Origin of the sequence: Microbacterium sp. H1-D42, from assembly GCF_022637555.1 — a bacterium.
In the GTDB taxonomy this organism is placed as follows: domain Bacteria; phylum Actinomycetota; class Actinomycetes; order Actinomycetales; family Microbacteriaceae; genus Microbacterium.
Genome location: NZ_CP093342.1, coordinates 1,607,816 through 1,626,828 on the forward strand (window position 1 = coordinate 1,607,816; position 19,013 = coordinate 1,626,828).

A 19,013-nucleotide genomic window follows, 5' to 3' on the forward strand; every position below is an offset into this window, starting at 1 on the left:
GGGCATGACCGCGACGCTCACACCCGAGAAGTTCGACGAGGTCACCGAGGCTCTGAAGGACGTCATGGATCCCGAGCTCGGGATCAATGTCGTCGACCTCGGACTGATCTACGACCTCTCGTGGGACGATGACAACGACGCGCTGGTGATCCACATGACGCTGACCAGCGCCGGATGCCCGCTGACCGACGTGCTCGAAGAGCAGACCGCGCAGGCACTCGACGAGGTCGTGCAGCAGTTCCGCATCAACTGGGTGTGGATGCCGCCGTGGGGCCCAGAGCGCATCACCGACGACGGGCGCGACATGATGCGCGCTCTCGGTTTCGCCATCTGACACCAGCCCGGAGGACACGATGGCCGTTGCTGTCACGGCTCTGACCCTGGCGGAGCTTCGGCAGCGGACCAGCGAGAAGTGGCGGGAGTACCCCGAAGAGGTGCTCCCGCTCTTCGTCGCTGAGACCGACTTCCCGCTCGCGCCGGCCATCACTCATGCTCTCGAGCGCGCCGTGCGCGACGGCGACACCGGGTACGTGGCGTCGCACACGCCGCTCGCGTCCGCCTACGCTGCGTTCGCGGAGCGGCGCTTCGGCTGGCGGCCCGACCCTGCTGGCATGCGCAGCACCGCTGACGTCAGCATGGGGATCGTCGAGATCCTGCGCAGGGTGATCGCCCCCGGCGACGGTGTCATCGTGAACCCGCCGGTGTACCCGCCGTTCTTCGACCTGGTGGACGAGGCGGGTGGCGTGCCGGTGCGAGTGCCGCTGCGCGACACCGGCGAAGGCTGGCAGCTCGACCTCGACGGCATCGCCGCGGCGCTGCAGTCCGGCGCCAGAGCGGTGCTGCTGTGCAACCCGCACAATCCGACCGGAACAGTGCACTCAGCCGAGTCGCTGCGGGCACTGGCAGAGCTTGCGGCGCAGTACGGCGCGACGGTCGTGTCCGACGAGATCCACGCGCCGCTGACGCAGCCGGATGCGCGCTTCACGCCCTTCCTGTCGGCCGGCACCGCCGCGGAACAGGTCGGCTTCGCGGTGGTGAGCGCCAGCAAGGCCTTCAACCTGGCGGGTCTGAAGTGCGCGCTGATGGTCGGGGCGAGCGCCCAGGCCCAGCACGTGCTGCGGGATCTGCCGGTCGAGGTCGAATGGCGCACCGGGCAGTTCGGCATGCTCGCGGCTGTCGCCGCGTTCGCACCCGAGAGCGACGAGTGGCTCGACGGACTGCTGCTGACGCTGGATGCGAACAGGCGACTGCTTGCGGATCTTCTCGCGGTGCACCTTCCGGGAACGCGATATCGGATGCCCGCGGCCGGCTACCTGGCCTGGATCGACTTCAGCGATCTCGGCTGGGGCGAGAACCCGTCGCGGCGAATCTTGCGCGACGCGAAGGTCGCGCTGCATTTCGGCCCGGCCTTCGGGGCCGAAGGCGCCGGGCATGTTCGCCTGAACTTCGGGACCAGCCCCGAGATCATCACCCAAGCGGTCGCGCGCATCGCCGCGCTGCGCACTGCGCACGCCGAGTCAACGGAGTGAGCGCCGGGGCATCCGAGACGATCTGGGACCGCACCAGACTCGGCATCACCATCGGATCGGTCGTCCTGATCTTCCTCGCGGCGATCGAAGCGCTGGCGGTGACCACGGTCATGCCTGTCGTCAGCGCCGATCTGCACGGTGAGGCCCTGTACGGCCTCGCCTTCTCAGGGACACTGGCCACGAGCGTCATCGGCATGGTCGCCGCCGGCACCTGGAGTGATCGCAGCGGACCGCGCGCGCCGCTGTACACGGCGGTGGCGCTGTTCGCCGTCGGTCTGCTGGTCTCGGGGCTCGCTCCCGACATGTACACCTTCATCCTCGGTCGGCTGATCCAGGGGCTCGGTGTCGGCGGCCAGACGGTCGCCCTCTACGTCGTCGTCGCCAGGGTGTATCCATCGCACCTGCACGGACGGATCTTCGCGGCGTACGCCGCGGCCTGGGTGGTGCCGTCGATGATCGGGCCGTTCCTCGCCGGGGTCGTCACGGAGTTCCTGCACTGGCGGTGGACGTTCCTCGGCGTGGCGGTGCTGATCGTCGCGGCGTTCCTGCTGGTGATGCAGCGACTGAGCGATGTCTCACTCGACAGCGATGCCGATGGCACACCGGCGCCTCCCGATGCGGCCGGCGACGGCGGGGGAGCAGGCACCCGCTTCGCCACGCGCATGCTGCTGGCCGTGGTCGTCGCGGTGTGCGCGGTCGGCGTCGGGGTCGCGGCGGATCTGCCTCCGGTCGCCGGCGGCCCGCTCGCCGTGGCCGGAACCGCGGTGATCGGCATCGCTCTGCTTCCGCTGGTGCCGAAGGGCACACTGCGGGCGGCCCCCGGCCTGCCGAGTGTGGTGCTCACGCGGGGACTGATCGCCGGCGCGTTCTTCGCCGCCGAGGCGTTCATTCCCAAGCTGCTGATGGACGATTACGGGTTCACGCCCTCGATCGCGGGGCTCGCCCTCACCGTCTCCGCCCTCGGCTGGTCGGGGGCGTCGGCCGTGCAGGGTCGCTACGGCGATCGCCTGGGCAGCAGGCGGATCATGCTCATCACCTTCACGCTCGTGATGGTCGCACTCGTCTGCGTGCTGCTCGTCATCGCCGTCTGGCGCGCGCCGTGGTTGATCGTGATCGGCTGGGGCTTCGCGGGGGCGGGGATGGGGCTGCTCTACCCCTGGCTCACCGTGCTCACGCTCGCGTACTCGACGCCCCGCAATGAGGGCTTCAACTCCTCGGCGCTGTCGATCTCGGACGCCACCGGCTCGGCACTCGCCGTCGCGATCGCCGGCCTCGGCTTCATCGCGCTGCCGCTGCTCGGCTCCGGATTCGTGACCGTGTACCTGGTCGCTGCGGTGCTGCTGCTGCTCGCGCTGGTGCCGGGTCTGCGGATGGGTGCAGGGCGACGCTGACATCGACCGCGGTCGTGCGCACCGGCGTGGGTGCTACCGCGTTGCACCGATCCCGGCGAGAGCGCTGATTCCAGCGTCGAACACCGCATCCGAGTGGACCGTCGGATCATCAGCATCCGATTCCACCGCGCCGATGCTCTGCGCATGCATGCGCTGCTGCAGCAGCGTCGCGTGCCCGAGGATGAACTCGAACGCGGCGTCCGCACGCACGTCGTGATCGGGCAGTGCACCCAGCGCGGCCGAGAGCGCCCGCTGGGCGCGCGGCGTGCCCAGACGCAGCGCGTAGGTGCTCATGACCACCTCCGCACCGTCGCGATAGGTCAGCAGGGCGTCGAGCACTGCATGCGCCACGCGCATCGGATCGGCGGAGGAGTCCGGCTCTGGAACCGCGGCCAGGATGCGATCGGCGACGCCCGCCAACAGGACCTGCTTGTTGGGAAAATGCCAATACAGCGCGCTTGGCTGCACCTCGAGCTCGGTCGCGATCCTGCGCATGGACAGGTCGGGAAGGCCGACGTCATCGAGCAGTCGCAATGCGCAGTCGATCACACTGTGACGATCGTGACGTGAAGGAGCCATGCGAGCAGTATATAGTGAACACCGTTCAGGTGAACGGTGTTCAGGTAGCGCCGGTTCCGATCCCCCGGACTCGTCCACGAAAGGACCCCCATGGCTGACTCACGTCGCCCGCTCAGCGCAGACCTCGCCCGCATCGCCCTCTTCGCGGCGCTCATCGTCGTGCTCGGCACAGTGCTGGTGCCGCTGCCCAGCGGCGTTCCGATCACCGGGCAGACGCTCGGCGTCATGCTCGCAGGCCTCGTGCTGGGGGCGCGCCGCGCGCCGCTGGCGATCCTTATCGTGCTCGCTCTCGCGGCCATCGGCCTTCCGGTGCTCGCCGGCGGCCGAGGCGGACTCGGCGTCTTTGTGGGCCCGACTGCCGGATACATGCTGGGCTGGGTCGTCGGATCGATCGTGATCGGCGCCATCGCACACAGCGGGCGGTTCACCTGGTGGCGGGCAGGGCTCGCCACGATCGTCGGCGGCATCCTCGTGGTCTACCTCTTCGGCATCCCGGTGCAGGCATGGGTGACGGGAGTTCCGCTGGATCTCACGGCGCTCTCCAGCCTCGCGTTCCTGCCGGGCGATCTGATCAAGGCCGCCATCGCCACGGTGCTCGCCGTGGCGCTGCGCCGTGCCTACCCGCGGGCCTTCCCCGAGGCCGTGACCCGCTCCGCGACCCCGGCGGCCTCGATCGCGCAGTGACCGAGCCTCAGATCGTGCTCGATGGCGTGGAATACACCGTCGACGGTGCGCGAATCCTGCACGACGTGTCGCTGCGCATCACCGCTCGACGCACCGCGGTGATCGGTGCCAACGGCTCAGGCAAGTCGACCTTCGCGCGAATGCTGAACGCGCTGCGCCTGCCGACGGCCGGGTCGATGCGGGTGCTCGGCCTTGATCCGAGGTCGGATGCTGCGAAGCTGCGCTCCAGGGTGGGATTCGTCTTCACCAACCCCGAGGCGCAGATCCTCATGCCGACGCCGGCCGAGGACCTCGCCCTTTCGCTGGGCGCGGTGCCGAAGCAGGACCGGGCGGCCCGGATCGAGCAGCTGCTCGACCAGTACGGCCTGCAGGGGCGTGGCGATCAGCCGGCATCCGATCTGTCCGGCGGGCAGCGGCAGCTGCTCGCAATCGCCGCCGTGCTCGCGACTGAGCCGGACCTCGTCGTGGCTGATGAGCCGACCACGCTGCTCGACCTGCACAACTCCCGCAGGATCGGCGATCTGCTGCTTGGGCTCGACGCGCCGGTCGTCCTCGTGACACACGACCTCGAGCTCGCCGCCCGGTGCGATGAGGTCGTGCTGTTCGCGGGCGGCACGGTGCACGCGGTCGGCGATCCCGCCGAGGTCATCGAACGCTACCGGCGGATGCCGGCATGATCTCGCTGTACCGACCGGGCACCGGCATCCTGCATCGGATGCCGGCGGGCGCGAAGCTGCTGGGGCTGGCCATCGTGGCTCTGCTCGTCTCGCTGCTTCCGCTCGGCCTGATCGGCACCGCCGTGCTGCTTGCCGTCGTCTCGGCGCTGTATCCGCTGTGCGGGCTCGGCTGGCGGGCGCTGGCGCTGGCCTGGTGGCGACTGCGCTGGCTGGTGCTCGTGCTGGGTGGGGCGCTGTGGCTGTTCGTCAGCGCCGAGGATGCGGTGCAGAACACCGGACGGGTGGTGGCGCTGATCCTGCTGGCCGAGCTGATCACGCGCACCACTCGAATGGGTGACCTGCTCGATGTGCTGCAGCGGGTGCTGCGCCCCCTGCGGTTCATCGGCGTGGAGCCTGCGACGGCGGCGCTGGCGATCTCACTGACGATCGCGATGATCCCAGTACTGGTCGGATTCGCGCAGCAGGTGCGCGACGCCCAGCGCGCCCGCGGCGTGCGGCTGGGACCGCGAGTCGCCTTGCCGCTGCTGGTGCTGACGATGAAACATGCGGACGACGTCGGCGATGCTCTTGCGGCGCGTGGGCTCGCCCGCTGAGCGCGACGATCCACAAGACGGTCGCGATGGCGGCGGTGAGCGGCGACGCACCGGCTGCCAGCAGCACCAGCACACCGACCTGGGCGAGCAGTATTCTGAGGGCGGCATATGACCGCGGCCCGTTTCCTGTCGGCGGGCGCTTCGCCTCGATCCGCGTGAGCGGAAGGCTCAGCAGCGCGGTGAGACCGAGGGCGACGGCGAGCCAGAGCGGTCGCGTCTGCCACCACTCGGCGCTCCCCGGCGCCGGCAGCACCGCCCCGGTCGACCACGCGAACAAGGCGAGGAGCCCGGCGAGCAGCAGCAGCACCGGCATGTGCCACAGGTAGACGGTCATCGTGCGGCGCGACACGAATGCCGTGAAGGCCGCCGGTCGTGCACGGTCGGCGAAAGCGGCGATGCGGGTGCGGAACAGCGAGAACAGCGCGGTGTGGGCGACCCCGACCAGCAGCAGGGCTGTGGTGGGCGGATTGAGGTTCGCGATCAGATCGGGTGAGTGCACACCGAGGGCGAACGATGCCGCCAGCAATGCCGCAGAGCCGATGGCACCGGCGATTCTGACGCGTCGGCTGAGGGCGTCGATGCGGCCATCCGCGAGGAAGAACCCGAGTTGCTGCAGCGTCAGCCAGACGAAGGCGAGATTGATGAAGCCGATGGCATCCGCACCCGTGATGATGCGGGCGACGTCCACCACGACGGATATCACAGCAAGGCCAGTCAAGGTGGCGATCGGATGCCGCTCGTGCAGGCGCGCCAGCGCGGGCAGCAGTGCCTGGCACAGCAGGAACACGCCGAGGAACCACAGTGGCTGCCCGAAACGGTACCCGGCGATGTCCACCAGCTCAGCGGGCACGCCCGCCTGATTGAGCACGAACAGCAGCACGCCCACCGTGCCGACGACCACCGTGGCAGGGAGCAGCAGGCGGTGCAGGCGTTCGACCGCGAAGCCGGCGGAGGTCGTGCCGCTGCGCCGGAGTGCGGTGATCCCGGCGAACCCGCCGATCACGAAGAACAGCGGCATCACCTGCAGCAGCCAGCTGACCGGAGTCAGCCACCAGCCGCTCTCCCCGGCGTTCTCGAACACGGGGCCCTCGGCGGTGACGGTGACTCCCACCATCAGCGCATGCAGCGCGATCACGCACAGCACGCACAGTGCGCGGATGAGATCGACCGCGCTGTCGCGGCCGGTAGAGATGGCGGGCATGGAGGCCTCCTGGTCGGTGTCGCCAGAAGGCTATGGACGCGGTGCCGGCCTGCACATCACCCGGTGGGACCGCGCTGCCTCATACCGCGGAGCCAGTCAGCCGGCGGGCTCGACCAGACCCGCGTCGTACGCGAGGATCACCGCCTGCACACGGTCACGCAATGCGAGTTTCTGGAACACCTTGCCGACGTGCGTCTTCACCGTCTGCTCGGCGATGAAGAGCTCGGCCGCGATCTCGGAGTTCGATCGCCCGCGTCCGATCAGCGCCAGCACCTCGCGCTCCCGGTCCGTCAGCTCGGCGAGTGCGGGCTTCGCAGTGGCCGGCCGCGGGCGCCGTGCGCTGAAGTGCTCGATCATCCGACGCGTGACGCTCGGCGCCAGCAGCGCATCCCCGGCGGCGATGACGCGCACTGCCTGCACGAGTTCCTCCGGTAGCGCATCCTTGAGCAGGAAGCCGCTGGCACCCGCTTCCAGAGCGTCGTACACGTAGTCGTCGATGTCGAACGTCGTGAGCATCAGGATGCGCGGTACGCGGGCTGCCGGAAAGCTCGGTCCGAGGATGCGGCGCGTCGCCGCGATCCCGTCGAGTTCGGGCATCCGCACGTCCATCAGCACCACGTCGGGTTCGAGCCGCGCGGCCATCGCCACCGCCTCGGCGCCGTTCGCCGCTTGACCGGCCACCTCGATGCCGTCGTGGGCGTCGAGCAGCGCGGCGAAGCCTGCGCGCACCATGCCCTGGTCGTCGGCGATGAGAACGCGGATGGTCACGGGGCCTCCTTGGTTTCGGGAGTGTCAGGGGTGTCGGGAGTGTCAGGCGTGTCGGGGGAGTCGGACGTCTCGAAGGGCAGTCGGGCATCGACGAGCCAGCCGCCGTCGGCTGTCGCGGATGCCTGCACCGAGCCGCTGAGCATCGCCGCGCGCTCGCGCATGCCGCGCAGTCCGTGACCGGGTTCGGAACGCGCCTGGGTCGGCGCAGCCTGTGGAGCGGTCGTCGCGGCATTGCGGACGCGGACGCGCACGGCGCGATCGTCTGCGTCCAGCGAAACGGCGATCGGTGCGCCGGGGGAGTGACGCAGCGCATTGCTCAGCGCCTCCTGCACGATCCGGAACGCGGCGAGGTCGACCGCCATCGGAACCTCCGACGCATCGGTCCGCTGCTCGAGCGCCACCTCCGCACCGGACCGTCGGATGCTGTCGATCAGCGCTGGGATATCGGCGAGTCCCTGCTGCGGCGCGAGCTCTGCCGCGCCGTCCTCGGTGCGCAGGACGCCAAGCAGCCTGCGCATCTCGGTGAGCGATGTGCGCGCTGTCGCGGCGATGCTGTCGAACTCCGCCGCGGCCTCGTCAGAGAGTCCGTCGACCCGGTAGCGGGCTGTCGCCGCCTGCACCTGGATCACCGACATGCTGTGCGCCACGACGTCGTGCAGGTCACGGGCGATGCGGGTGCGCTCCTCGATGAGCAGCCTCCGCTCCTGCTCGGCCGCCGACACCGCGCGCTCCCGGTCGAGTTCGGCGCCGACGCGCATGCGGCCGGCCAGCAGCAGCGAGATGACATACACGCCGATGGTGAGGGAGGCGCCCACGATGAGGTCAGCGGAGATCGCGGCCGCGGCATCCGCATCCCCGATGACGTCTGGGCGCAGCATCACCACGATCAGCGAGCCGGCCAGGCCGAGCCCGAGGGGTATGGCGCCGTGCTTCGGGCCGTGCACGACGGTGGCGACACCGACGATGAGCAGGAAGGCCAGCATCGCCGGCACCGACCACGGCCATGGCGCGTGCTCGGCGACTGTCGGCGAGACCAGCAGACCCAGCAGGACCATGGCCAGCGCGCTCGCCCCCGTCGCCAGACGGGGATGGGTGAGCATCAGCAGGGGAGCACCGCACAGTGCGGCAGCGAGCAGGAACGACAGGGCGACCGCCGTGCCGTACACCGAGGTCTGCAGCGGCACCAGCACCGAGAACAGCGTCACGCAGGCCGCGGCGATCGTGAGGAGGACGATCTGCCGACGTGTCGGCATGCGAAGGCGACGGGGCATACCCGTCATCCTGCCAGCCGCACAGTGTCATCCTGCGGCTCCGGCACGGCGCGGTCCGCCCAGAGCTCGTCATCGGGGTCCGCGTTCGCGGCGCTGCGACGAGCGAGGATCCGACGACGCAGGGCGGCGGCGCGATCGACGACGATGCCGATGAGCAGGGCGATCACGATGCCGATCACAGCCGCCAGCAGGGGCTGCTCCTGTGCCCAGGAACCTGCAAGCAGTCCCACCGACACGCTGAAGATGCTCCAGCACAGTCCGGACAGCACAGACAGCGGCGCGAACCGCCGCCACGAGAAGCCACTTGCGCCTGCCGCCATGTTCACCGCCACACGCCCGACCGGAACGTACCTGGCGCCGAGGATGAGTGCGGCGCCCGAGCGGTCCAGCGTGCGCCGCGCGTAGGCGAACGTCGCCGCCACCCGCGGTCTGCGCATCCAGCGGAATCGCGCTGTGCCAACTCGGCGGCCGATGAGGAATGCGATGTTGTCGCCAAGCGCTGCCGCTACGGCGGCGATCACGCACATCAGCAGCACCGCCGGCCAGTTCGACATGGTCAACACTGCGGCAGCCGCGACCAGCACTGTCTCGCTCGGCACGGGTGGGAAGAAGCCGTCGATGACCGTCACCGCGAACAGGACGATGTACAGCCACGGTGATGCCACCGCCTGCAGGATGAGCTCGTTGATCAGGTCCACTCCAGCACGCTACGTTCGAGGCGCAGGGGGACACATCGGTCTGCAGTAGCATCCGCATCACTCTCTGGGGTGATTCTGCGCGTGCCGCGCCGGATATACTGGGAGGCTGGTCCATCGACCGCCCTCCACCTCAACGAACGGACTTTCCGCTGTGCTTGCCGTGCACGAACTCGAGATCCGCGTCGGAGCCCGCGTGCTCATGTCCGACGTGTCGTTCCGCGTCGCCGCTGGCGACAAGATCGGGCTCGTCGGCCGCAACGGCGCCGGCAAGACCACGTTGACCAAGGTGCTCGCAGGCGACCTTCTCGCCTCCGATGGCAAGGTCACCCGCTCCGGTGAACTGGGCTACCTGCCGCAGGACCCGCGCACCGGCGACCCCGAGATGCTCGCGCGAACGCGCATCCTCGACGCCCGAGGCCTCGGGTCGATCCAGCTGACGATGTCGCAGGCATCGCACGACATGGCGTCGGATGATCCGAAGATCGCCGAGCGGGCGATGCGCAAGTTCGCCAACGCCACCGAGCGCTTCGAAGGACTCGGCGGATACGCGGCCGAGGCCGAAGCGGCGTCGATCGCGAACAACCTCTCGCTGCCAGACCGCATTCTCGATCAGCCCCTGAGCACGCTCTCGGGCGGCCAGCGCCGCCGCATCGAGCTGGCGCGCATCCTGTTCTCCGACGCCGACACCATGATCCTCGACGAGCCGACCAACCACCTCGACGCCGACAGCGTCGTGTGGCTGCGCGAGTTCCTGAAGGGCTACAAGGGTGGCCTGATCGTGATCAGCCACGATGTGGAGCTGGTCGGCGAGACCGTCAACCGGGTGTTCTACCTGGATGCGAACCGGCAGAACATCGACATCTACAACATGAACTGGAAGAACTACCTGCGTCAGCGGGTGGCCGACGAGGAGCGCCGCAAGAAGGAGCGCTCCAACGCCGAGAAGAAGGCGACGCAGCTGCAGATGCAGGCCGCCAGGTTCGGTGCGAAGGCCTCCAAGGCGGCGGCCGCGCACCAGATGGTCGCGCGCGCCGAGAAGCTGCTGGCCGGACTCGATGACGTGCGCCAGGTCGACAAGGTGGCGAAGCTGCGCTTCCCGAAGCCGGCACCCTGCGGAAAGACTCCGCTGATGGCATCCGGCCTGTCGAAGTCGTACGGCTCTCTGGAGATCTTCACCGATGTCGACCTCGCGATCGACCGCGGGTCGAAGGTCGTCGTGCTCGGGCTGAACGGCGCCGGAAAGACGACGCTGCTGCGGCTGCTCGCCGGCGTCGACAAGCCCGACACCGGGCAGCTCGAGCCGGGGCACGGCCTGAAGATCGGCTACTACGCGCAGGAGCACGAGAACCTGGACGTCGACCGTTCGGTGCTGCAGAACATGGTGTCCGCGGCGCCGCACATCACCGAGACCGAGGCTCGAAGGGTGCTCGGGTCGTTCCTGTTCACCGGTGATGACGTGCTCAAGCCCGCGGGCGTGCTCTCTGGCGGCGAGAAGACCCGTCTGTCGCTCGCGACGCTCGTCGTGTCGTCGGCGAACATGCTGCTGCTCGATGAGCCCACGAACAACCTCGATCCGGCATCTCGTGAGGAGATCCTCGACGCGCTGGCGCACTACGAGGGCGCTGTAGTGCTCGTGTCTCACGACCCCGGTGCGGTCGCATCGCTGAACCCCGAGCGCGTGCTGATCCTGCCCGACGGCGTCGAGGACATCTGGAGCAAGGAGTACCAGGACCTCATCGAGCTCGCATAGCCGAGGTTCTGTAAACGCACCTACCTCTCACACGAGTCTGGCCAGGGTCGGTCGTGATGGCGACCAAGTCATCAGCTGACACCGCAGCCGCAAGGACCGTCATCCTCGCTTCGAGGTGCTCATTGTGGGGTGAGCCGGCAGCAGATACTTCCCCGTAATTGAACCGCTTGCGGAGAGCAGGCCCTGTGGGGGGCCGTGGTAGACGACGGTGCCTCCTTGTTCCCCTGCACCGGGGCCGATGTCGATGATGTAGTCCGCGTGAGCAACGACCCGTTGGTTGTGCTCGACAACGGTGATGGTGGCTCCGTCGTCTACGAGCCGGTCGAAGAGTCGGAGCAGTCTGTCGGTGTCGGAGCCATGGAGTCCGGCGGTCGGTTCGTCGAGCACGAGCCGCAATCTCGAGGGTTCAGGACTGTCGCTCAGACGCTTGGCGAGCAGGAGTCGCTGGCGTTCGCCTCCGGATAGTGTGTTCGTCGCTTGTCCGATGCTGAGGTACCCCAGCCCGACGTCTTCCAGCCATTCCAGCGGTGTCGTGATGTCGCGGACAGAGCGGAACAGATCGAGGGACTGGGAGGCGTTCATTGTGAGGACGTCTGCAATCGAGTGCCCCTTGAACCTGGCGGAGAGCGCCTGAGGATTGAACCTGGTTCCGCTGCACGCCTCGCAGGGTGTGTCCACGTCATCGAGAAACGCGAGGTCGGTGGTGATCAGGCCTTTGCCCTTGCAGACCGGACAGGCACCTTTCGCGTTGGGGCTGAACCACGACGGTGCCATATGGTTGGCGCGAGCGAACTCACGTCGAACAGGGTCGGCGATTCCCAGCACGGTGGCGGAGGTCGACCGGCTCCCGCCACGGAGCGGTTCTTGGCCGATGACGACAAACTGCGGGTGTTGAGCTGGGAGGACTTCGGCGGCGAGGGTGCTCTTCCCGGAACCCGCGACGCCGGTCACCACGGTGAGGACTTCGAGCGGGATATCAACGGTGATGTCATGAAGGTTGTGGGCTGTGGCATGTTCGACTGTCACCGACTTCGTCGGGGTCCGCGGGTTGAGGTTGAGACGAATCTGCTCTCGCAGCATCCGACCGGTCGCTGTGTCCGTGGCGGCCAGGTCGTCGGGTGTCCCCTCGAACTCGATGCGACCGCCGTTCGTCCCTGCCCCTGGCCCCAGGTCGATGACGTGATCGGCGGCAGCGATCACCGTAGGGTGGTGTTCCACGACGAGGACGGTGTTGTGGGCGTCACGAAGATCTGCCAGGAGCCTGAGCAGCCGGTGAACATCGTGTGGATGGAGGCCGACGCTGGGCTCGTCGAAGATGTAGCAGACGTCGCTCAAGGCGCTGCCGAGATGCCTGACGATCTTCACCCGTTGTGCTTCGCCGCCGGAAAGCGTTGTCGAGTGCCTGTCCAAGCTCAGGTATCCCAATCCCACGGCGTCCAATGATCCCAATCGTTCGCTGATCGCTCTGAGGACCGGACTCACACCCGAGTCGTGGACACTGTGCACCAGGTCCCGCAGTTCGCTGACCGGTAGTGCGGACCAGTCAGCAATCGACAGACCGCCTATGAGACTGGAGCGAGCGGCCTGGTTCAAGCGGGCCCCGTGGCACTCGGGACAGGACTGGCGAGTGACGACTCTTGCCAGGCCCGCTCGTTCTTCGTCGGTCAACCGCGAGGGCGTCTTGCGCAGGTAGCTGTTGCGCAGCCTGGGAATCACTCCATCGAAGTTGCTCGACTTCGGGTATTTGGGGCCTGGGGATCTCAGACGGAGATTCTCCGCGAACAGGAGACTGTCGAGCACGTCGTCGGGCAACTCGGATAAGGGCGTCTCGGGATCGGCAATGCCGGAATGCACCATTCGAGACCACCGATAGGTGCCCGGCTCAAACGCCGGGAAACGAATCGCACCCTGATTCAAGCTCAGCCGCATGTCGAGCAACTGCGCGAGATCGATGTCGTCAACCGTGCCCAACCCCTCGCATCTCGGACACATCCCGGATGGGTCGTTGAACGAGTACGCCGGCGAATAGCCGGCGCGGGGCTCGCCGATACGAGAGAAGAGCATCCGCAGCAATGGTGAGATGTCACTCGCGGTGCCAACGGTCGATCTCGCATTGCCCGTGAAAGGGCGCTGATCCACGACAGTTGTGAACATGAGACCGTCGATGCGGTCGACGTCAGCTCGACCGCTGGACGGCAGACGGTTTCGCACAAACAGCGGGTACGACTCCGCTGCCAAGCGGGTGGCGTCCGCGGCGATGGTGCCGAAGGCGAGAGATGACTTCCCTGACCCTGAGACCCCGGTGAAGGCGGTTATCTGATGTTTCGGCACCCGAACCGACACCTCTTTGAGATTGTTGGTCCTCGCTTGCTCGACACTGATCCACGCAGCGCGATCCCCACTCATCGTCGTCATGCTCCAACGCTACGATCAGTAGTGGCCAGATAGTGACCGCAACCTGTTCGGCAGGAGGAGAAGCAAAGATGAGGACGCCACGCGAGCGGATGCTGCGCCTACTCTCGTTGCTGCAGAGCGGACGCCAATGGACAGCGCCCGACCTGTCCAGGGCGACAGAGAGCGCTCCCCGAACACTGCGACGAGACATCGAGTTCCTCCGAAACCTCGGGTATCCCGTCCAGAGCAGTCGCGGTCCCGGCGGTCACTACCAACTCGTAGCAGGCCGAGCACTCCCGCCACTCATGCTCGAAGACGACGAAGCGATCGCGACGGTTCTGAGTCTGAAATTGGCAGCCAGCGGAGCAACGGTCGGCGAGGAGACCATGACTTCTTCGGAGCGAGCCGAAGCAAAGATCCAGCGCATCCTGCCGCCCAGACTCAGGCGCACCGTCGACGCCATCATCTCGACGACGGACATATCCAGCACAGCCGGAGCGCTTCCCGAGACAGGAACGGCGAAAACGGTCGCTGAGGCAATCACAACCCGCCGAGTCCTGAGCTTCGACTATGCCAAAACGTCCCACGCCACACAGCGTGGGGTGGAGCCGGCACGTCTGGTCCGGCTCCAACAACGCTGGTATCTCTTCTCATGGGATCGCGACCGCAGCGACTGGCGTGCCTTCCGACTCGACCGAATGAGCAACGTACTTATGGGCGTCGAGCGCTTCCAGCCACGCCCGCTGCCTGCCGACGACCTCCCCGCATACCTTCACACACGCTTCCAAGGCGTCCCCGAACGCACCATAGTCCTCACCCTCTACGACACTGCAGAACATGCGGCTGACCGCCTTTACCGCATCGACGGCACGATCGAACCCATCAGCGAACGGAAGTGCCGCTACACGGCCCACGTCGACTCGTACGAATGGCTGGCCCTCTCGCTGACACTCACCGACATCGAGTTCACGATCGAATCACCGGACGACTTCCGCGACTACCTCGCTCATCACGCAAGCAGAATGCTCCGCGGAACCAGATAGCCGAACTCGATGCGTGGGCGCGTTCAGCGTCGGTCGAGGATGAACGACTCCTTGCCGGCGATGTACGCCAGGCGATCGTCGGGATGCTGCGTCGCGAGGCTCTGCTTGAGCACGCCGTAGGCGTCTCGGTCGTCCGGATGCGCGCGCAGGTGGTCGCGGAATGCGAGATAATCGCGCCACCCCTGTGATCCGAGCTCGAGCACATGCACATTCAGCAGCCGGATCATCGGCTCCAGCTCGTAGCCGTACATGCGGTCGGGGCGGACATCGTTCGCGTCGCCGCGCAGCAGCATCCCGAGTCCGCCGAGCCAATCATCCAGTGAGCCGAGTCGGGAGCCCGGTCGCACTCCGATGCCCACGTCCATGATCGGCTTCGCGGCAAGGCCAGGCACGGAGGTCGATCCGATGTGCTCGATCACGGCGACCGAGTCGGGAGCAGTGGATGCCAGGACCTCATGCACGTCGTGGAATGCCTGCGCCCAGGTATCCGAAGCCGGAGCAAGGCCGACCACACCGCGCCGCAGGCCGAGCCCGGCGGCGCTGAAGGCGGCAGCGAGCTGCCGCGACGCGTCGGCAGCCATCAGCCGTGCACGGAGTCGAGCAGGGCGTCCTCGTCGTCGGCGTCCCGGTCTCGGCGTCGCTTCGGCTCCTGCTTGGGGATCTCGCCCGCGTCCTCGCGGGCCTTCACGATCTCGGTGCGGATGATGTAGCCGATGAACGCGAAGCCCATGATCGCGAACAGGATCCACTGGATCGCGTACGACAGGTGGGGACCGGGGTCCTCGGTCGGCTTGTCGAAGCCGGGTAGGGTGGTCGCGGACGCCGGATCCTCGGAGACCAGCTGGCCGTAGGCGCCGGTGATGAGGTCGGGGTTCACCCGTTCCGCGACGGTCGGCAGGTTGATGGTCGGCACCTGGCCCTCGGGGGCGCCACGACCGGACGCCGGCAGAGCCTCGCCAGGGCGCAGCCGCACGACCACGGTGGTCTCGCCCGACGGGGGAGCCGGCACGGCAGACGGGCTGGAGTCCTCGGCCGGTCGCACCCAGCCGCGGTTGACCAGCAGCACCTGCCCCGAAACATCCTGGAACGGCACCAGCACCTCGAAAGCGCTCGTCCCGCCGTGCGGGCGGTTGCGCGCCAGCAGCTGCTGGTCGGAGAGGTACTCGCCGTGCAGTTCGACGGGACGCCACTCATCCGCGGGCGTGAGCCGGCCGTCCGCGCCGACGAGATCAGCGAGCGGAACTGGCTGGGCGTCGTAGTTGTTCTCGACGAGGGCGATCTGGGTCGCTCGCGACTCGTTGCGGTCGAACTGCCACTGCGACAGGAAGACGCAGGCGATGGCGAAGGCGATCGCGACCAGCACATAGGCGCCCCAGCGAAGGAGTGTCTGCTTCACTCGGGCAACCCCTCCTTGACCTCGACAGGAAAATCTCTGGCCTTCAGATACTCGCTGAGGAACCCGACGTGCTCATCGCACGCGAGCCAGATCTTGCGTCGATCGACGTCGTGGATGCGAGGGTTGCGCCACACGATGTGATGCGTGGCGGTCTCGCGGCACGCCGCCCGAGCGCACTCGAACTCGGCAGTCATCGTGCATCGCCCTTCGGCGCATCGCTGCCACCCTCGACGTCTGGAGCATCCTGCCCGGATGCGTCCTTCTGCTCGGATGCTTCGTTCTGCTCGCGGATCGTGAACACGCCCGAGATCTCCTCAACACCGGGATCCGCGGCAGTCGGTGTCATCTCGATCTGCATGACGGGCGACTCCACATTGGACGGAGTGCTGTCCTCACCGGCGTTGGCGTAGACGACCGCGACGTACGGCAGGAAGATGGCTGCGGCGGCGAACACCCAGGTCCACCAGCCGATCGGCTGCACCAGCGCCATGGCCAGGAAGCAGACCGTGCGAATCCCCATCGTGAGCGCATAACGGCGCACACGATGCGTCGCCTCTTCCTGCGGGGACTTCGGCAGGGAGGTGACGGAGGGGGCATGTCCGACGTGTTTCACAGTGCATCCAGCCTACGCCGCGCGGACGGCGTCGGATGCCGAAGCTCGGCCCTCAGCTCATGAATGACGGGTCCGACATGAACCCGCCGAACAGGACGATGCCGACCAGCAGGGCGATGAGTCCGAGCGCGCTGAGCACGATGGGGATGTAGCCGAGTATGAGGCCGGTGAGCGCCATGCCCGATCCGGTCATCTGCGGGTTTCGCCGCAGCTGCGAACGCGCGATGTGACCCATGATCACGGCTGCGATCGGCAGAGCCACCGGAAGGAAGAACACGAAGATGAACGGGCTTGCGAAGATGCCGACTATTCCGCAGATCAGCGACGCGACGGCGAGCCCGTTGGTCGGGCGCACGGGTGCATACGGCGTGCCGGCGTAGCCATAGGCCGTGGGCTGGGCGTATCCGGGTTGCACATAGCCGGGTTGGGCATACGTGGGTTGCGGGTAGCCGGGCTGCACATAGCCGGGCTGCACATTGAGAGCCTGGCCATACGGCGCCTGGCCGAGCTGAGCCTGGCCGTATTGGGTTTGGCTGTGCGGAGCCTGGCCATACGGGGACTGGCCGTATGGCGGCTGCACCGCCGGCGGGGCAGGCGGTGGAAGGTACTGCGGGGGAGCGTAGGGAGTCAGGGGCAGGGTCGGGATCGCGTCCTCGTTCCCCTGGTCGCCGTACCGGGGTCCGTACCCCTGGCCATCGTTCTGGTCGCTCACTGCGTTCCCCTCTGCACTCCACCTGAACATTCGCAGTCCGCGACGGGCATGTCAAACAGACGGGCATGTCAAACAGACGGGCCCGTCAAGCACGCGCGCCCGTCAAACACGCGCGCCCGTCAAACACGCGCGCCCCTCGCATGCGCGGCGCGGTCGGACACGCAGCCGTCGGTAGGATGGCCTGCGTCCGTTCACCCCAGTCAGGAGCCCGAACATGAGCGCTGGTCGCGTCGTCCTCGTCACCGGTGGTAACCGCGGCATCGGCCGCGCCATCGCCGAACGCTTCGTCCGCGACGGCTACCGCGTCGCGGTGACCGCACGCAGCGGCGAGGGCCCTGAAGGCACGTTCACGGTCCGCGCCGACGTGACGGATGCCGCCCAGGTCGACGCCGCGTTCACCGAGGTCGAGCAGGAGCTCGGACCGGTCGAGATCGTCGTCGCGAACGCCGGCATCACCAAGGACACCCTGTTGATGCGCATGAGCGAGGAAGACTTCGACAGCGTCGTCTCGACGAACCTCGGCGGCTCGTTCCGCGTCGTCAAGCGAGCGTCGAAGGGAATGCTGCGTGCCCGCTTCGGTCGCGTGATCCTCATCTCCAGCGTCGTGGGCCTGTACGGCTCGGCCGGGCAGGTCAACTACGCAGCGTCCAAGAGCGCACTGGTCGGCTTCGCCCGCTCGCTGACCCGCGAGCTCGGCGGCCGCGGCATCACCGCGAACGTCGTGGCCCCCGGATTCATCGAGACCGACATGACGGCGGAGCTTCCAGAGGAGACGCAGAAGCAGTACAAGGCCAGCATCCCCGCGGGCCGCTTCGCGACGCCCGACGAGGTCGCGGGAGCGGTCGTGTGGCTCGCGGGCGACGACGCCGGGTACATCTCCGGCGCCGTCATCCCCGTCGACGGCGGGCTCGGCATGGGGCACTGATCCCGACCTGCTGAGCGCGACCTGCTGAATGCGGTCTACTGATCCACCGCGACCACGAGCAGTTCGGCGAGCCTCTCGGGCACGGTGAACTGCGGCCAGTGGCCAGACCCGATCTTCACGACCTCGGCGCGGGCGATCGACCTGTATTCCTCGCCGTACGGACCCCAGTCGTCCACCTCGGCGTCGACCTGCGCCTGATCGTACGACCCCATCAACATCGTCACCGGGACGCCGTGTCGGCTCTCCCTGGTGAGTGAGATCGGGTCGGTCGGCACCCGCGCCGGCACGCTGTGCGTCAGCGGCAGCGTGCGAGCGCGCGTCTCGGCATCGATGTCGTAGACGTCCTCGTCGGGGAAGAATTTCCAGCCGGGGAACGGCACGACACCGTCGACCAGGGGGAAATCGCTGATGCCGCGCCCTGGTGCGGGTGGGATGGTGTCGACGAACACGACCCTTCGCACACGCTCAGGGCGGGCATCCGCCGCGCCCCAGACGACGTTTCCACCGCCGGAATGGCCGACCAGCACGACCGGTTCTTCGGCCTCGTCGATCCGCTGCACGACGGTGTCGATCCAGTCCGACATGCCGATGTCGGCGGATTCTGCGGCCGGTGCGCCCACTCCGGGCATCGTCAGGGCGAGCGGCCGGTGTCCTGCAGCGCGCAGCGCATGCAGCACCGGATCCCAAGAGGACGCGTCGAGCCAGAGGCCGGGAACGAGGATGATGTCCATGCCCCGACGATAATCAGGGTGTCCGACATCCGCCAGAGCGTCTGCCCCAGACGTCAGG

General features: G+C 67.6%; 20 protein-coding genes and 1 pseudogene. 9 read left to right on the forward strand and 12 right to left on the reverse strand.

Translation table 11 applies throughout. The annotated features are described in order from the left end of the window. Positions 1-4 precede the first annotated feature (4 nt). Genes MNR00_RS07630 through MNR00_RS07640 form a run of 3 tightly spaced genes read left to right on the forward strand, consistent with a single transcriptional unit; the run spans position 5 to position 2,920 of the window. Positions 5-334, forward strand: coding sequence for a metal-sulfur cluster assembly factor (locus MNR00_RS07630; protein ID WP_241928551.1), 330 nt, complete (start codon positions 5-7; stop codon positions 332-334). A gap of 19 nt (positions 335-353) precedes the next feature. Continuing rightward, a complete protein-coding gene (locus MNR00_RS07635; protein ID WP_241928552.1) occupies positions 354-1,529 on the forward strand; it encodes an aminotransferase class I/II-fold pyridoxal phosphate-dependent enzyme in 1,176 nt (391 codons plus the stop codon). Continuing rightward, a complete protein-coding gene (locus tag MNR00_RS07640) occupies positions 1,526-2,920 on the forward strand; it encodes an MFS transporter (protein WP_241928553.1) in 1,395 nt (464 codons plus the stop codon). The genes MNR00_RS07635 and MNR00_RS07640 overlap by 4 nt, the downstream gene beginning before the upstream one ends. Positions 2,921-2,953: 33 nt before the next feature. On the opposite strand, the gene MNR00_RS07645 is transcribed toward MNR00_RS07640, so the two are convergent. Beyond that, on the reverse strand, positions 2,954-3,499 hold the full coding sequence (locus MNR00_RS07645) for a TetR family transcriptional regulator (protein ID WP_241928554.1): 546 nt from the start codon (positions 3,497-3,499) through the stop codon (positions 2,954-2,956). 90 nt (positions 3,500-3,589) lie between these two features. On the opposite strand from MNR00_RS07645, the gene MNR00_RS07650 reads away from it, so the two are divergent. The 3 genes from MNR00_RS07650 to MNR00_RS07660 are packed head-to-tail and all read left to right on the forward strand — an operon-like array spanning position 3,590 to position 5,453. Continuing rightward, positions 3,590-4,183 carry a biotin transporter BioY gene (locus MNR00_RS07650; RefSeq protein ID WP_241928555.1) on the forward strand — a complete coding sequence of 198 codons (594 nt, stop codon included), beginning with the start codon at positions 3,590-3,592 and terminating at the stop codon, positions 4,181-4,183. Then, the gene (locus MNR00_RS07655) at positions 4,180-4,860 is read left to right on the forward strand and encodes an ABC transporter ATP-binding protein (RefSeq protein ID WP_241928556.1); all 681 of its coding nucleotides are present in this window, start codon (positions 4,180-4,182) and stop codon (positions 4,858-4,860) included. The genes MNR00_RS07650 and MNR00_RS07655 overlap by 4 nt, the downstream gene beginning before the upstream one ends. Then, positions 4,857-5,453: an energy-coupling factor transporter transmembrane protein EcfT gene (locus MNR00_RS07660; RefSeq protein ID WP_241928557.1), complete on the forward strand. Its 597-nt coding sequence runs from the start codon at positions 4,857-4,859 to the stop codon at positions 5,451-5,453. The genes MNR00_RS07655 and MNR00_RS07660 overlap by 4 nt, the downstream gene beginning before the upstream one ends. 214 nt (positions 5,454-5,667) lie before the next feature. On the opposite strand, the pseudogene MNR00_RS07665 reads toward MNR00_RS07660, so the two are convergent. From MNR00_RS07665 to MNR00_RS07680, 4 genes and pseudogenes are all read right to left on the reverse strand, one after another. Beyond that, positions 5,668-6,654 (reverse strand): annotated as a pseudogene (locus MNR00_RS07665) (acyltransferase); the annotation flags it as partial. Positions 6,655-6,750: 96 nt separating this feature from the next. Next, positions 6,751-7,422, reverse strand: a complete 672-nt coding sequence (locus MNR00_RS07670) for a response regulator transcription factor (RefSeq protein WP_241928558.1) — start codon at positions 7,420-7,422, stop codon at positions 6,751-6,753. After that, complete coding sequence (locus MNR00_RS07675; protein WP_241928559.1) at positions 7,419-8,693, reverse strand: histidine kinase; 1,275 nt, start codon at positions 8,691-8,693, stop codon at positions 7,419-7,421. Before MNR00_RS07675 ends, MNR00_RS07670 begins: the two co-directional genes overlap by 4 nt. Before the next feature lie 5 nt (positions 8,694-8,698). Further along, positions 8,699-9,391 (reverse strand): DedA family protein, encoded by a 693-nt coding sequence (locus tag MNR00_RS07680; protein WP_241928560.1) that lies wholly within the window; start codon positions 9,389-9,391, stop codon positions 8,699-8,701. A 151-nt stretch (positions 9,392-9,542) separates the two neighbouring features. On the opposite strand from MNR00_RS07680, the gene MNR00_RS07685 reads away from it, so the two are divergent. Next, entirely contained in the window at positions 9,543-11,141 is a 1,599-nt protein-coding gene (locus MNR00_RS07685) for an ABC-F family ATP-binding cassette domain-containing protein (protein WP_241928561.1), read from the forward strand. Positions 11,142-11,240: 99 nt separating this feature from the next. Here MNR00_RS07685 and MNR00_RS07690 read toward each other — a convergent pair whose 3' ends face one another. Next, positions 11,241-13,556, reverse strand: coding sequence for an excinuclease ABC subunit UvrA (locus MNR00_RS07690; RefSeq protein WP_241928562.1), 2,316 nt, complete (start codon positions 13,554-13,556; stop codon positions 11,241-11,243). Positions 13,557-13,840: 284 nt separating this feature from the next. On the opposite strand from MNR00_RS07690, the gene MNR00_RS07695 reads away from it, so the two are divergent. Then, positions 13,841-14,578, forward strand: a complete 738-nt coding sequence (locus MNR00_RS07695; protein ID WP_241928563.1) for a WYL domain-containing protein — start codon at positions 13,841-13,843, stop codon at positions 14,576-14,578. Between the two features lie 23 nt (positions 14,579-14,601). Here MNR00_RS07695 and MNR00_RS07700 read toward each other — a convergent pair whose 3' ends face one another. From MNR00_RS07700 to MNR00_RS07720, 5 genes are read right to left on the reverse strand one after another with little or no spacing between them, the layout of a single operon-like run. Then, entirely contained in the window at positions 14,602-15,159 is a 558-nt protein-coding gene (locus tag MNR00_RS07700) for a GrpB family protein (RefSeq protein ID WP_241928564.1), read from the reverse strand. Continuing rightward, the gene (locus MNR00_RS07705) at positions 15,159-15,974 is read right to left on the reverse strand and encodes an SURF1 family protein (RefSeq protein WP_241928565.1); all 816 of its coding nucleotides are present in this window, start codon (positions 15,972-15,974) and stop codon (positions 15,159-15,161) included. The genes MNR00_RS07700 and MNR00_RS07705 overlap by 1 nt, the downstream gene beginning before the upstream one ends. Beyond that, complete coding sequence (locus MNR00_RS07710; RefSeq protein WP_241928566.1) at positions 15,971-16,168, reverse strand: hypothetical protein; 198 nt, start codon at positions 16,166-16,168, stop codon at positions 15,971-15,973. Before MNR00_RS07710 ends, MNR00_RS07705 begins: the two co-directional genes overlap by 4 nt. Beyond that, a complete protein-coding gene (locus MNR00_RS07715) occupies positions 16,165-16,587 on the reverse strand; it encodes a DUF3099 domain-containing protein (protein ID WP_347271930.1) in 423 nt (140 codons plus the stop codon). Before MNR00_RS07715 ends, MNR00_RS07710 begins: the two co-directional genes overlap by 4 nt. A 52-nt stretch (positions 16,588-16,639) precedes the next feature. Next, positions 16,640-17,299 (reverse strand): DUF4190 domain-containing protein, encoded by a 660-nt coding sequence (locus MNR00_RS07720; protein WP_241928567.1) that lies wholly within the window; start codon positions 17,297-17,299, stop codon positions 16,640-16,642. A 214-nt stretch (positions 17,300-17,513) separates the two neighbouring features. Between MNR00_RS07720 and MNR00_RS07725 the strand changes: the two genes are divergently transcribed. Next, complete coding sequence (locus MNR00_RS07725; RefSeq protein ID WP_241928568.1) at positions 17,514-18,224, forward strand: beta-ketoacyl-ACP reductase; 711 nt, start codon at positions 17,514-17,516, stop codon at positions 18,222-18,224. A 35-nt stretch (positions 18,225-18,259) separates the two neighbouring features. Here the strand turns inward: MNR00_RS07725 and MNR00_RS07730 are convergent, their stop codons facing one another. Further along, positions 18,260-18,955, reverse strand: a complete 696-nt coding sequence (locus MNR00_RS07730) for an alpha/beta hydrolase (protein WP_241928569.1) — start codon at positions 18,953-18,955, stop codon at positions 18,260-18,262. Positions 18,956-19,013 lie beyond the last annotated feature (58 nt).